This is a genomic window from Methylopila turkensis (assembly GCF_027922325.1).
GTDB lineage: Bacteria > Pseudomonadota > Alphaproteobacteria > Rhizobiales > Methylopilaceae > Methylopila > Methylopila turkensis.
The window spans coordinates 810,868-824,323 of record NZ_BSFL01000001.1; the positions used below are offsets into that span (position 1 = coordinate 810,868).

General features: G+C 65.4%; 10 protein-coding genes. 8 read left to right on the forward strand and 2 right to left on the reverse strand.

Annotated features, from left to right (window positions below; all coding sequences use genetic code 11):
- Positions 1-33: 33 nt before the first annotated feature.
- Both PKE78_RS03780 and PKE78_RS03785 read left to right on the forward strand, forming a co-directional pair.
- Complete coding sequence (locus PKE78_RS03780) at positions 34-1,227, forward strand: DUF932 domain-containing protein (protein ID WP_271199506.1); 1,194 nt, start codon at positions 34-36, stop codon at positions 1,225-1,227.
- A 174-nt stretch (positions 1,228-1,401) separates the two neighbouring features.
- Positions 1,402-3,531 (forward strand): ParB/RepB/Spo0J family partition protein, encoded by a 2,130-nt coding sequence (locus PKE78_RS03785; protein WP_271199507.1) that lies wholly within the window; start codon positions 1,402-1,404, stop codon positions 3,529-3,531.
- A 39-nt stretch (positions 3,532-3,570) separates the two neighbouring features.
- On the opposite strand, the gene PKE78_RS03790 is transcribed toward PKE78_RS03785, so the two are convergent.
- Together PKE78_RS03790 and PKE78_RS03795 are read right to left on the reverse strand one after the other, a co-directional pair.
- Positions 3,571-3,909, reverse strand: a complete 339-nt coding sequence (locus tag PKE78_RS03790) for a hypothetical protein (RefSeq protein ID WP_271199508.1) — start codon at positions 3,907-3,909, stop codon at positions 3,571-3,573.
- 266 nt (positions 3,910-4,175) lie between these two features.
- Entirely contained in the window at positions 4,176-4,559 is a 384-nt protein-coding gene (locus tag PKE78_RS03795; protein ID WP_271199509.1) for a hypothetical protein, read from the reverse strand.
- Between the two features lie 202 nt (positions 4,560-4,761).
- Between PKE78_RS03795 and PKE78_RS03800 the strand changes: the two genes are divergently transcribed.
- The 6 genes from PKE78_RS03800 (at position 4,762) to PKE78_RS03825 (ending at position 13,004) form a co-directional block, all read left to right on the forward strand.
- Positions 4,762-9,090: a strawberry notch family protein gene (locus PKE78_RS03800; protein WP_271199510.1), complete on the forward strand. Its 4,329-nt coding sequence runs from the start codon at positions 4,762-4,764 to the stop codon at positions 9,088-9,090.
- Positions 9,090-10,127 (forward strand): DUF7146 domain-containing protein, encoded by a 1,038-nt coding sequence (locus PKE78_RS03805; RefSeq protein ID WP_271199511.1) that lies wholly within the window; start codon positions 9,090-9,092, stop codon positions 10,125-10,127. Before PKE78_RS03800 ends, PKE78_RS03805 begins: the two co-directional genes overlap by 1 nt.
- Before the next feature lie 311 nt (positions 10,128-10,438).
- Positions 10,439-11,362, forward strand: coding sequence for a DUF2493 domain-containing protein (locus tag PKE78_RS03810; RefSeq protein ID WP_271200060.1), 924 nt, complete (start codon positions 10,439-10,441; stop codon positions 11,360-11,362).
- 87 nt (positions 11,363-11,449) lie between these two features.
- Positions 11,450-12,028, forward strand: coding sequence for a hypothetical protein (locus PKE78_RS03815; RefSeq protein WP_271199512.1), 579 nt, complete (start codon positions 11,450-11,452; stop codon positions 12,026-12,028).
- 225 nt (positions 12,029-12,253) lie between these two features.
- Positions 12,254-12,421 carry a hypothetical protein gene (locus PKE78_RS03820; RefSeq protein ID WP_164714525.1) on the forward strand — a complete coding sequence of 56 codons (168 nt, stop codon included), beginning with the start codon at positions 12,254-12,256 and terminating at the stop codon, positions 12,419-12,421.
- A 139-nt stretch (positions 12,422-12,560) separates the two neighbouring features.
- Positions 12,561-13,004 carry a hypothetical protein gene (locus PKE78_RS03825; RefSeq protein WP_271199513.1) on the forward strand — a complete coding sequence of 148 codons (444 nt, stop codon included), beginning with the start codon at positions 12,561-12,563 and terminating at the stop codon, positions 13,002-13,004.
- The last annotated feature ends 452 nt before the right edge of the window (positions 13,005-13,456 follow it).

The window sequence follows — 13,456 nt, forward strand, 5'->3', positions numbered from 1 at the left end:
GAGGCTCCCGCGCCCGTCGTGGAGTTTGGTCCCATGAACATGCAAGTCCTCGATGCGCGCCGTGACACCACCGGCGGCTACAAAGTGGATGTCAGCCGCGGCGAGCGGGTCGGCCGCGTCTCGTCTGAGTGGTTCTCGCGTCCGGCCGACGAACGCTACCTCTCGCTCTCCGAACTGGCTCGATCGGTGCGCGACCGCGCCGACCGCAGCCGGACGCGCGTGGTGGAAAGCGCCCTGATCCATGTGGAGGCGAACCGCAGTGACCCGGAGCGGTTGGCCCTGATGCTGCCCGGCACCGATGCGACCATTGCGCCGACACACTGGTCCTTCGGCCAGCTCGCCAGCCTGGTCGGCGCACCCGCCGCCTATCTACGGCAGCTTCCGGCCGCGCTCGCCGCCATCAATCTGCAGTATGGTCTGAGTTCCAATCGCGCCGAGCAGATCAAGACGCTGGAGACCGACGACGGCCGTACGGAACTGCGCGCTGTCACCGGCCCGGATTATGGGAGGATTTTCGACGCAGAACTGGTGGAAGCCGTGCAGCGCATCGCCGGCAACGGCACGGGCGACACACGCTGGAAGGTGCCCGGCGTGCTCGACTGGTCGACCGGCGTCTACAATCCGCGCGTCGACATCACCAAGGACACGACGACGCTCTACGCCTCTGATCGCGACGTCTTCCTGTTCCTGGTTGACGACCTCAATCCGATTGAGGCCGGCCGACTGCCGGACGGATCGCCCGACCTCTATTTCCGCGGCTTCTATTGCTGGAATTCCGAGGTGGGCGCCAAGACGCTCGGCATGGCGAGCTTCTATCTCCGCGCGGTCTGCCAGAATCGCAATTTGTGGGGCGTGGAGGATTTCGAGGAAATCACCATCCGCCACTCCAAATACGCCGCCAATCGCTTCGCCCATGAGGCCGCCCCGGCGCTGCTGAGTTTCGCGAATTCCTCGCCCCTGCCCTTCGTCAACGGGATCAAGGCGGCGCGCCAGCGGATCGTGGCAAGAACCGACGAAGACCGCGCCGACTTCCTGCGCCGTCGAGGTTTCTCCAAGGCCGAGGCCGGGAAGATCATCGACACGGTACTGGCTGAAGAAGGTCGCCCGCCGGAGAGCATCTTCGACTTCGTTCAGGGCATCACCGCCATCGCGCGCGACAAGCCACATCAGGACGCCCGCCTCGACATGGAGGCCAAGGCCAAGAAGCTGCTCGATCGAGCGGCCTGATTTCCGTGAAGCCGGGGATGCGGTTCTCCGTCTCTCCGGCTTTGCGCTTTCGTTTCTCTCCGGTCCACCGGTCCGTGGCGCTGCCCCCTTTAGAGGAAGAGGGCAGCGCTTCGCTCCGTGACGGGTTGGAGGTTGAGAGAGAGTCTCTCGACCGCCCGTCGCGGAGTAACCCCGATGGCTACTGCAATTCAGAAGATCGTCCTGTCGTCCTCGCGCGACATCCCCTTCAACAAGCTGGTCCTGAGCCAGTCCAACGTCCGGCGCGTGAAGGCCGGCGTCTCGATCGAGGACCTAGCGGCCTCGATTGCCCGACGCGGCCTGATCCAGAGCCTCAGTGTATTCCCCGTAGTCGATGCCGAGGGCGTTGCGACCGGCATGTTCGAAGTGCCCGCCGGCGGCCGCCGCTTTCGCGCGCTTGGGATGCTGGTGAAACAGAAGTGCCTCGCCAAGACTGCGCCCGTGCCCTGCGTTGTGCGTGAGCGCCACGGCGCGATCCTCCCCGAGGAAGTGTCGTTGGCCGAGAATATCGAGCGCGCTCCGCTCCATCCCCTCGACCAGTTCCGGGCCTTCCAGAACATGCGCGCCAAGGGCATGACCGAGGAGGAGATCGCAGCCGCATTCTTCGTGCAGGTCGCCGTCGTGAAACAGCGACTCCGCCTAGCATCTGTCTCGTCGGCGTTGCTCGACGTCTATGCCGAAGACGGTATGACGCTGGAGCAACTGATGGCCTTCACGGTGTCGCCCGATCACGCCCGTCAGGAACAGGTCTGGGATGCGATCAAGGACGCTTGGTCTAAGGAGCCCTATCAGATCCGGCGCATGCTCACCGAGACCACAGTGCGCGCCTCGGACAAGCGCGCCATCTTCGTCGGCATCGAGGCGTACGAGGCCGCCGGCGGCGTCACCATGCGCGATCTTTTCCAGACCGACGATGGCGGCTGGCTGCAGGATCCGGCGCTGCTCGACCGCTTGGCCGCTGAGAAGCTGAAGGCCACGGCCGACGAGGTAGCCGCCGAAGGCTGGAAGTGGGTAGAGGTCGCTGTCAGCTTCCCCTATGACGCGACGCGCGGCCTGCGCGAACTGCAGGGCGAGGCCCTCGACCTGACCGCCGAAGAACAGGCAACGATCGACGCGCTCATCGCCGAACAACAGAAGATCGAGGCCGAATATCAGGACGCCGACGAGTTGCCGGACGAGGTCGACCAACGGCTCGGTGAGATCGAGACGGCGCTCGCCGCCCTCGAGGCGCGACCGGTCCGTTACGAGACCGATGATATCGCCCACGCGGGCGTCTTCATCAGCATCGCCCATGACGGTAGTCTCGACATCGATCGCGGCTATGTCCGTTGCGAGGATGAAGCGCCGATCGTCCGCGAGGGCGAAATTGGCGTGGAAGCCGGCGGCGATCCGGCCGAACCGGTCGTGCAGCGGGCCGTCATCACGATCGGCGGCCAGCCCGTCGAGCCGGAGGACGACGAGGACGATGCAATCAAGCCGTTGCCGGATCGCCTCGTCACCGAGCTGACGGCCCATCGCACGCTGGCGCTGCGCAATGCGCTGGCCGACAATCCGCACGTCGCCATGACCGCGCTCCTGCACAAGCTGGTCTCCGACGCCTTCCAGCACCGCATGTACAAGGGCGCAATGGAGGCCTCCGTCAGCCACGTCTTCTTCCCGGTTCAGGACGATGCTTTGAAGGACAGCCCGTCTGCTCGCGCAGTGCACGGTCGTCACGAGGCCTGGGCGGGCGACATTCCCGCCGAGGACGAAGCGCTCTGGGACTGGTTGGCGACGCTCGATGACGCCAGCCGCATGGCGCTCCTGGCGCATTGCGTGAGCTACGGCGTCAACGCGCTCTACGAAAAGCCGAACCCTTACGGCGGCAACGGCGTCTCGCAGCATGGCCTCGACATGCGGCTCGGCCAGGCGGACCGACTGGCGCGCGCCACCGGCCTCGACATGGTGGACGTCGGTTGGCGTCCGACTGTCGGCAACTATCTGGGCCGCGTCACCAAGCCCCGCATCCTTCAGGCAGTCCGCGAAGGCGCCGGCGAACAGGCCGCGCAGCTCATAGACCATCTGAAGAAGGGCGATATGGCCAAGGAGGCAGAACGCCTGCTGGCGGACACCGGCTGGTTGCCGGAGCCGTTGCGCCTGGTCGCTGAGCCCGAGGCGGCCACACCAGACACCGACGCCAGCGGCAAGGACGAAGGGGCTGAGCTGCCCGACTTCCTCGCCGACGACGACGCGGAAATCACGGCCGATGGCGAAGACGACGAACGCCACCTGGTAGCGGCCGAGTGAGCTAAGGGCTGGAGCGACGAGCGCGCTCCAGCCCTTTTTTTATGCGCTGCGCTTAATGCGCGGCTGCACTCGCACACCGTCAACCCAGAGGGCGACCTTCCCAGTTGCGACAAGTCCAGCCGTCTCCGCTAGGAACTGCCGCAAGGGATGCGTCCCGCTCACCCAAAAGCGGTGACGATATCCGACGGCAACCGCAGCATCCTTGAACCCCTTCAAGGCGTCGTAACCCGCAGCCTCCTGGATCTCGAATTGCACGATCCAGCGCGTGCGCCTGGGCCGCACGTCGTCGAGAATTTCGACAGAGATGCGATGCTTTAGCCGGGACCTGATGGTGACCGGTTCAATCTTCTTAGATGGAAATTTCAGGATTTGAGCCATCAGAACCTCCTTCGCTAGTGAAGCGGTTCAATGGTGTTTACGGGATCGGTGAACCGCACAGCCGAGACCCGCCCGCGCAAGCGCGGGACAGATCAGCGGCGGCCCGTTGACCGGGCAGTTCAGCTACTACAGCTCTTGCTGCAGGCGGTTCTTCTCAATGCCGCGTTATTTGCGGCGACCCTGAATCGCTTAGGATATGGAGTTCGCACGCAGCCGTTTCAAGCTTCGGCGTCACGCAAGTCTGGTTTAGAGATCAGCTCTGCAGTCTACCAAACCGCGACCTCCCACTGGCCGTTGACGCGCGCAAAGCCGATCGGCCGGTTTTGCGGCGTCGCGTTCGGCTTCGTCGAATCCATCACGATCTGCGTCATGCAGGTGACGCCTGGCCCGACGCCGCCGGGCGAACAGTCGCCGAGCTTCAGCGTCGCATTGGTCAGCGGTCCCGTGAACAGGCGGTGACGCCGGACCGCCGCCGTTGCCTCGTCCTCGGTCGGCTGCGGGACCCCGGCCGCGACAGCCGGCGACGCGGATACCGGCGCAATCACAGGCCGGAGGACAAACCCCTTGCCAAACCCGACCGCCAAGCAACCCGCCGCAATGATGCCGATCGCGCTTCCCTTCATCTCGCCTGCCTCTTTCTCACCCGTCACGGCGAACTCCAGTGAGCTGAGGAGCCGCGGCTTCTTTTCTCAGGAAAGTTTAGCGTCAGATCGCCGCCGCCGGAAGGTGCAGCGATGGCACGGGCTTCGCCCGCGGCAGAGTGAGAGGTTGGCCGGGACGGGTTTGAGCCCGTCCGGTTGAGAGAGAGCGCCGGGCGGGCTCGTCCTGTCTCAGCTCTCCGAGGTCTCCATCATGCTTTACGCTCCACTTCCGGCCGCCGCCCCGGCGGTCTCGCGCCCCTTCGCGCCTGAGACGACGCCCCCCGCCGCCGCCGTGCTGGCCGCCGCCAAGCATCTCCTCCCTCATCTTGAGCGAGGCCGACCGGTCGATGCCGGAACGCTTCGCGCGGCCATGGAAGTAGCCTTCGGCGCGTCGGACGCTGCCGGCGCCTGGGACTGGAAGACGGCCTATGACGCCTGCGAGGTCGCGACGGTCCTCTTCCTGCGCAAATACGGAAAGGCGCTTTTCCGCAAAGCCGCTTCGCCGGCTTCACGCCTTTCCGGACTGACCAAGATCGTCCACCTTCTGCCGACGCACACGCGTCGCTCCGAGGAAGCGCAGGCTTTCCAACAATTCTCGACGCCGGTTCAGCTCGGTCTCGCCGCCCTGACCGCGGCGTCGCTGACCCCGGCCGACCGCGTGCTGGAGCCTTCGGCCGGCACCGGCCTACTCGCCGTCCTCGCCGAGATCACCGGCTCCGCGCTCATCCTCAACGAGTTTGCCAAGACCCGCGCCGATCTGCTCGCTTCTCTCTTTCCGTCCATCCCAGTCACGCGCTTCGACGCCGCGCAGATCGATGACCATCTCGATCGGGCGGCCGTTCCCAGCGTCATCATCATGAACCCGCCGTTCTCGGTGATGGCGAACGTCACCGGTCGGGTGGCCGATGCCGCCTATCGCCATGTCGCCTCGGCACTGGCGCGCCTTGCCGATGGCGGCCGCCTGGTCGCGATCACCGGCGCGAACTTCTCGCCCGATGCCCCTGCGTGGCGCGACGCCTTCATTCGCCTACAGGAACGGGGGCGTGTCGTGTTCACGGCTGCCGTCGCGGGCTCGGTCTATGCCAAGCACGGCACGACCATCGAGACGCGCCTGACCGTCATCGACAAGGCGCCGGCCGAGGAAGCCACCCGCTTCCCGGACTCTCGCGGCCTCGCGCCCGACGTCGCGACCCTGCTCGCATGGATCGACCAGCAGGTGCCGGCCCGGTTGTCGGTATCGCTGCCCACGATCGAGAACACAGTGGTCGCGCCGCGCACCGGGCGCGGCAATCTCGCCCGGGCCGCGTCCGCAGCGCCTGTGCGCCACATCGCCCAGTCCGAAGGCGCGCCTCTTCACTACGAGACGATCGACTGGACGCCGCCCGAGGGCGGCCGCTTGTCGGACTCGATCTACGAGACCTACGCGCTCCAGTCGATCCGCATCCCGGACGCGCAGCCGCATCCCACCAAGCTGGTGCAATCGGCCGCCATGGCGTCGGTCGCGCCGCCGAAGCCCAGCTATCGGCCGCTGCTCCCTACCAACATTGTCAGCGATGGCGTGCTGTCCGACGCCCAGCTCGAGACGGTGATCTACGCCGGTGAGGCTCATGGCGAGTATCTCGCCGGCGCCTGGACCGTGGATGAGACCTACGATCTGGTCTCGGCTGCGCCGGGCGACGCGAAAAATTCCGTCCGTTTCCGCAAGGGCTTCATGCTCGGCGATGGCACCGGCGCCGGCAAGGGCCGCCAGTCGGCCGGGATTATCCTCGACAACTGGCTCCAAGGCCGGCGCAAGGCGGTCTGGATATCCAAGTCGGACAAGCTGCTGGAGGACGCCCAGCGCGATTGGTCCGCACTCGGCATGGAGCGGCTGCTGGTCACGCCGCTGTCGCGCTTCCCGCAAGGCACGGCGATCCGTCTCACGGAAGGCGTCCTATTCACCACCTACGCCACGCTACGGTCCGACGACCGCGGGAGTAAGCTTTCGCGGGTCAAGCAGATCGTCGAATGGTTGGGCTCCGATTTCGACGGAGTGATTATTTTCGACGAAAGCCACGCCATGCAAAACGCCGGTGGCGGCAAGGGAGAACGGGGCGATGTCGCCCCTTCGCAGCAGGGCCGTGCGGGCTTGCGCCTCCAGCACGCCTTGCCGAACGCGCGCGTCGTCTACGTCTCCGCAACCGGCGCGACCACCGTCCACAATCTCGCCTATGCCCAGCGGCTCGGCCTCTGGGGCGGCGAGGATTTCCCGTTCGCCAACCGGGCTGAGTTCGTGGAGGCCGTCGAGAATGGCGGTGTCGCAGCCATGGAAGTGCTGGCGCGCGATCTGCGCTCACTTGGCCTCTACACTTCACGATCGCTGTCCTACGACGGCGTCGAGTATGAATTGCTCGAACACCAGCTTACGCCCGAGCAGACCCGCATCTACGATGCCTATGCCGGCGCCTTCGCCATCATCCACAATCATCTCGACGCGGCGATGCAGGCCGCCAACATCACCGGCGATAGCGGCACCCTGAACCGGCAGGCGAAGTCCGCCGCACGCTCGGCATTCGAGAGCGCCAAGCAGCGCTTCTTCGGCCATCTGCTCACCAGCATGAAGACCCCGACGTTGGTCCGTTCGATCGAGCAGGACCTCGCCGATGGCCATTCGGCTGTGATCCAGATCGTCTCGACCGGCGAAGCGCTGATGGAACGGCGTCTCGCCGAGATCCCAACCGAGGACTGGAACGACGTCCGGGTGGACATCACCCCCAGAGAATATGTCCTGGATTACCTCGCCCATTCCTTCCCGGTTCAGCTCTACGAGCCGTTCACGGACAGCGAAGGCAATCTGTCGTCGCGTCCGGTCTACCGGGACGGTCAGCCCGCCGAGAGCCGGGAAGCGGTCGCCCGCCGGGACGAGCTGATCGAACGGCTGGCATCACTGACCCCCGTTCCCGGCGCGCTCGACCAGATCGTCCAGCGTTTTGGCACCGACATGGTGGCCGAGGTGACGGGTCGCTCGCGCCGCGTGGTCCGCAAGGGCGACCGCCTTGCCGTGGAGAACAGGGCCGCCTCCGCCAATCTTGCGGAAGCTGCCGCATTCATGGATGACCAGAGGCGCGTACTCGTCTTCTCTGACGCCGGCGGCACCGGCCGCAGCTATCACGCCGATCTCGCGGCGCGGAACCAGCGCCTGCGCGTCCACTATCTGCTCGAGCCGGGCTGGAAGGCCGACGCCGCGATCCAGGGGCTCGGCCGCACCAACCGAACGAACCAAGCGCAGCCTCCACTCTTCCGGCCGATCGCAACCGACGTGAAGGCCGAGAAGCGCTTCCTCTCGACCATCGCGCGTCGGCTCGACACGCTGGGCGCCATCACGCGCGGCCAGCGCCAAACCGGCGGACAGGGGCTGTTCCGACCCGAAGACAATCTGGAGTCGCACTATGCGCGCGATGCGCTGCGCCAGCTCTATCTTCTGCTTGTGCGCGGCAAGGTCGAAGGGTGCTCGCTCGACCGTTTCGAGTCCGCCACCGGCCTGAAGCTGATGGACGACAACGGTATCAAGGACGAGCTCCCGCCGATCACCACCTTCCTCAACAGGCTTCTGGCGCTGACCATCGATCTGCAGGGCGTGCTCTTCACGGCGTTCGAGCAGCTCCTTACCGCTAAAATCGAGGGTGCGATCCGGAGCGGCGTCTATGATGTCGGATTGGAAACGCTGCAGGCCGAGAGCTTCATCGTCACGGACAGCCAAGTGATCCACACCCATCCGGGCACCGGCGCCGAGACGCGGCTGCTCACCATCACGCGGCGCGAGCGCAACCGCCCGACCAGCCTGGCCGACGCTCTCGACCATCTCTCCGATCCGCGGGCGCGGCTTTTAGTCAACGGCCGCTCTGGGCGCGCCGCCGTGCAGATTCCCGCACCGTCGATGATGCTCGACGATGGCGAGATCGAGCGGCGCGTCTGCCTGATCCGGCCGATGGAGCAGCACTATGCGCCCCAGCGCATGATGGAAGAGAGCCATTGGGAGGAAGCCGATCACGCCGCCTTCGCCTCAGCGTGGTGGGCGGAACTAAACGACGTGCCGGACTTCTCCGACAGCACGATCCATATCGTCTCTGGCCTGCTGTTGCCGATCTGGAAACGGCTGCCCAACGAGTCGACGCGGGTCTATCGGCTCCAGACCGATGCCGGCGAGCGCATCATCGGTCGCCGCGTCTCGCCCGCTTGGGCTGCGAACGCCAGCGCGATGGGCGCCAGCACGCTCACCCCGGATGCCGCCTTCACGGCGCTGATCGACGGAGCCACGATCCTCGACCTCGCCGAGGGCATGCAGTTGCGCCGCGCCCGCGTGATGGGGATCAACCGCATCGAACTGTCCGGCTTTACCGACGCGATGCGCGATCGACTGCGCGCCTATGGCCTGTTCAGCGAGATCATCTCGTGGAAGCTGCGCTTCTTCGTGCCCGTCGACGCATCAGGGCCCGCCATCCTCGCCAAGCTGCTCGACACCTTCCCCGTCGCGCGCATCTCCGAGCGGAAGGGTGCGTGATGACCCGCCAGAATGCTTCTGATCTCGCACACAGTCTCGGCCTGCAGGCTGAGGCGGTGTGCCGCCACTATCTGTCGAGCGGGCGCCGCGAGGGCCGCTACTGGCTGGTCGGTGATGTGCGCAACACACCCGGCCGCTCGATGTATGTCCGGCTCAAGGATTCCCCGAAGGGCGTCGCGGGTAAATGGACCGACGCCGCCACCGGTGAACATGGCGATCTCCTCGATGTCATCCGGGAAAGCTGCGGCCTGATCGACTTCAAGGACGTGGCCGACGAAGCCAGGACCTTCCTGAGCATGCCATCCCCCGAGCCGGAGCCACGATTTCAGGAGCGTCAACGGCCAGCACCAAGCGGCTCGCCGGAAGCAGCGCGACGTCTCATCGGCATGGCGCAGCCGATTACGGGCACAATCGTGCAAGCGTATTTACGGGAACGCGGCATTACGGATTTACGCGGAACCGGAAACCTTCGCTTCCATCCACGCTGCTATTATCGGCCCGACGAGCACGCGCCGACTGAGACATGGCCGGCCATGATCGCCGCCGTTACCGATCTCGACGGCAAGATCACGGGCGCGCACCGGACTTGGCTGGATCCCCGATCGCGGGACAAGGCGCCGATCGATACGCCGAGGCGAGCGATGGGCGACCTGCTCGGCAACGCGGTCCGCTTCGGCATCGGTGGCGAGGTCATGGCGGCCGGCGAAGGCATCGAGACCGTCCTGTCGCTCCGACAGGCGCTTCCCGACATGCCGATGCTGGCGGCCCTCTCGGCAGCACATCTCGCCGCCATCCTGTTCCCCGATACGCTGCGACGGCTCTACATCGTGCGCGACAATGATCCGGCCGGCGACGGTGCGCGTGACAGCCTGATCGAACGGGCCAACGTCGTCGGGATCGAGGCGATCGTCATCTCGCCGGCGCTCGGCGACTTCAACGAGGATCTGCGCACCCTCGGCATTGAGCATCTCCGGCAGCAGTCGCGGACGCAGATCGCACCTCAGGACGTCGCAAGGTTCATGGCGCTGGCGGCATAGCCCGGCACGCGAGAGCGGGAATGGCGGTGCGTCGTCATGATCGCGGATGCAACAACCATCGGAGCGGGACCGCGCCTCGGCCTTCGAGAGGGCGATCGGCCAGCAAACGGGCCGGCCCGGCAATGGCTGCGGCCGACGATTTTCCGGCGGCGCGTCCCGCGCCTTTCCATCGCGAGGCAAAATCGCCGGTCTTCGCCATCCTCCGCTGGCGCTCCGGCCCACCGCTGCGCTCCGGGTGCAGGGCCGGCCCGTCCGCCAGCTTCGTCGCCATGAAGGCCGCGACGGTCGCGGTCCAACCGACGGAGCATCCCATGAGCGAGCACGACGACTTCGAACCGCACCACGCCTCATCACCCACCGACCATGTCCTCACCGAGCTTCAGCTCCACGGCTACCGTCCTTTCGAGGATGAGCCAGACCAGCGGCTCCTGCCGGATGGCAATGCTGTCGCAGGCGCCATCGCCGACATCTTCGACGCCCTGATCGGGACGCTGAAGGACACTCGCCTCGAACCCGACCTCGACGATCTCCTCTGGTCCACGGTCAACGTCTTTCATCGCGCCACCGACCGGATCGCGCGCGAACTCGACGACAACGAGCAGGCGCAACGCCGCGGGCAGCGCGAACAAGACGGCAGCGAGGTGAAGGCGGTCGAACTCGAGCGCCACATCGCCGAGGGCCAGACCCTCATCGAACGTCAGAACGCCTTCGAGCTGATGCGCGATCAGGCAGCCGAACATTACGAACGCCACGTCGGCAAAACTTGGCTTCCGCGAAGCGGATCAAGGGTCAACCACCGCAATCTCACCTCGGCGATGATCGACAGCCGCGATTTCCTGGCAGCGAAGCGGCGCGCCGAGCAGACGATCCTTCTTCCCGCTGGTCCGAAGATCCTTGTCACCGGCGGGCTCGATTTCAACGATCACCGCCTGATCTGGGCTAAGCTCGATCAGGTCCACGAAAAACACCCGGACATGGTGCTGATCCACGGCAAGTCGCCGAAGGGCGCCGAGAAGATCGCATCCCTTTGGGCCACAACCCGCAACGTGCCGCAGATCGGCTTCGCACCGGACTGGAACAAGCACGGCCGCGCAGCGCCCTTCAAGCGCAACGACGAGATGCTGGAAATCCTGCCCAAGGGCGTGATGCACTTCCCCGGCACCGGCATCAACGACAACCTCGCCGACAAGGCCAAGAAGCTCGGCATCCCGGTCTGGAAGTTCGGCGGCGCGTGAGCGCCGCCTGCCGGCAAGACGGCTGAAACGCTGGATCGCAATGCGCAATGTTTCTACTTAAGTCACTGAACAGACAGCGGGGATGCGATGAGCACAATCACGGACGACGAATACAAAACCCATATGGCACCTGTCGTCGCGGAGGGCTTCACGCTCAATCCCCCCGGATTTGAGCGTCTTTCGTCATGGACGCACATGCTGATGCACCTGGTCAACGCGCGGACCAACTTCGAGTGGGTGCGTGACCACCCGGTCGAACTCGGCGAAATGGAAAATTCGCTGCGCCAGCAAGCGTTCTTCGTCGCCGGGATCATGGCCTACTGCCGCTGCTATGCATCGTCGGGATCGGGAATTCCGATGCTCGATGCAAAGAAGGTCTACGAGGGATCAGACGACGGAAAGCAGGTCCACGAACGCCTCATCGGCCTGCGCAACTCAATCGCCGCACACACCGACGCGTCGGACATCGTTCGCCTCACCCTCGCAGTGAAGGAGGAGCCCGAACGTCTCGTCATCCGGCACCTGTGGACGATGGCCGTCCCCGTCAACGAGATCGCCGACTTCCTGGAAGCTGTCGCTCACACCGAGCACTTCGTCACGATCAGCCTGAACAAATACTTGAACCGGCTCGAAAAGGACCGTGGCAAGACCATTGAACTCGACTGACGTTTTCCCGGTATCACCGCGGCTCCTGATGCGAAAACCACCCCCCGCTTATCTGCGCTGATCCTTGGTCAGACTGATCGCCTGACGCCATCAACCCGTAAAGGGTCGGCTATGCGAGCATGCCGCCGCTTCGGCTGCGCCTGCGCGGTGATTGCAGCGCTCAGCCCGACACTTCGGGCGCCTGTCAGCGGGGGATGGTCCTCCGCTCAAACAGGAGCCGGATCGATGTCTCTCAACGACGCCCACGCCTTCGCCTTCAGTCTCGCCACCACCCTGATGGCCGCCATCATCATCTTTCAGGCCGGCGACGGCACCCTCTCGGTGACCCCCGCCAGCGAGTATGACGGCGATATGGCCGCGATCGTCCACGAGATCGATCCGTTCGCCCCATAGCAGGGGCGAACTGGCGTCGCCTGGCGGAAATCCCACGCGATTTCCGCTCCCGACGCAGCCGATTTTCGGCTATAGTTCGAACGCGCCGTGGTGGTGGTGGAGGCGCGACCGTCAGACTTTTCTCACGGAGGCTACCACCATGATCATCCTCCCAATACTCGCATCCCTCACTGCCATCGGCCTGTTCTGCTGGCTGCTGTTCACGCTGGCTATCTTCGCGCTGCCGGCGTTCGTCGGCGTGACCGCAGGGGCTTGGGCCCACGGCACGGGCGCCGGGATTGCCGGCGCGGTCCTTGTCGGCACTGCCGCGGCCGCCATCACGCTGGCGGCCGGTCATCTGCTGCTCACCTTCGTCCGGCCCATGTGGCTCAAGCTGATCGTCGCCGCTGCCTTCGTCGTCCCGGCGGCAATCGCCGGCTTCCATGCCACCCATGGCATCGTGAGGCACCTCATGCCGTCCGACGCTTGGCAAATCGCGTTCTCCGTCATCGGCGCGGTTGCGGTCGGCATCACCGCGTTCGTGCGGGTCGCTGGAATGGGGGCGGCTCCGGCCCCGTCCGACCGGGATCTCGCGCGGGCCTGATCGTCGTCGTCGCCGTTAGGAGGATCAGGCCAGTCGTTGTGGTCTCTCCCGTCGTCTCATGTAGAGCGATGGGCGCGCGTATGGGCACGGATCGACGCTAGTCCGGAAAGGCGGTCCTCTCTGCAGCGCTGTGGGAGCTGAGCCGTGCCTTGGCGAGCACCGGACATCGGGCGCGGCGATCTCCATCGTGGCGGCGGGAAGCCAAGATGCAGCAGCGTCAGCTTGGCGGGAGGAGACGAAGCCGGTGAACCGCCATGCGGCCGGTTTGCCGTTGCGGGATGGCCGCCATCTTCTCCGTTACCTGCCCGTGCCTCGACCGCTCCATACGGCCTCTTCAATGGCCTGATCTGGCCGAAGGCCGGCTTCGCCTCGATCGCCTATGACGCAACAGCCGCGTCAAACTTTCTTCCCCTGCCGGCTGCGCCGCCATTCCTCGCGAAACAAGAAAGCCC

What these genes read in the sequence shown, in the direction of transcription:
- PKE78_RS03780 (WP_271199506.1), top strand. Translation starts at nt 34, where the DNA reads ATGAACATGCAAGTCCTCGATGCGCGCCGTGACACCACCGGCGGCTAC.
- PKE78_RS03785 (WP_271199507.1), top strand. Translation starts at nt 1,402, where the DNA reads ATGGCTACTGCAATTCAGAAGATCGTCCTGTCGTCCTCGCGCGACATC.
- PKE78_RS03790 (WP_271199508.1), bottom strand. Translation starts at nt 3,909, where the DNA reads ATGGCTCAAATCCTGAAATTTCCATCTAAGAAGATTGAACCGGTCACC.
- PKE78_RS03800 (WP_271199510.1), top strand. Translation starts at nt 4,762, where the DNA reads ATGCTTTACGCTCCACTTCCGGCCGCCGCCCCGGCGGTCTCGCGCCCC.
- PKE78_RS03805 (WP_271199511.1), top strand. Translation starts at nt 9,090, where the DNA reads ATGACCCGCCAGAATGCTTCTGATCTCGCACACAGTCTCGGCCTGCAG.
- PKE78_RS03810 (WP_271200060.1), top strand. Translation starts at nt 10,439, where the DNA reads ATGAGCGAGCACGACGACTTCGAACCGCACCACGCCTCATCACCCACC.
- PKE78_RS03815 (WP_271199512.1), top strand. Translation starts at nt 11,450, where the DNA reads ATGAGCACAATCACGGACGACGAATACAAAACCCATATGGCACCTGTC.
- PKE78_RS03820 (WP_164714525.1), top strand. Translation starts at nt 12,254, where the DNA reads ATGTCTCTCAACGACGCCCACGCCTTCGCCTTCAGTCTCGCCACCACC.
- PKE78_RS03825 (WP_271199513.1), top strand. Translation starts at nt 12,561, where the DNA reads ATGATCATCCTCCCAATACTCGCATCCCTCACTGCCATCGGCCTGTTC.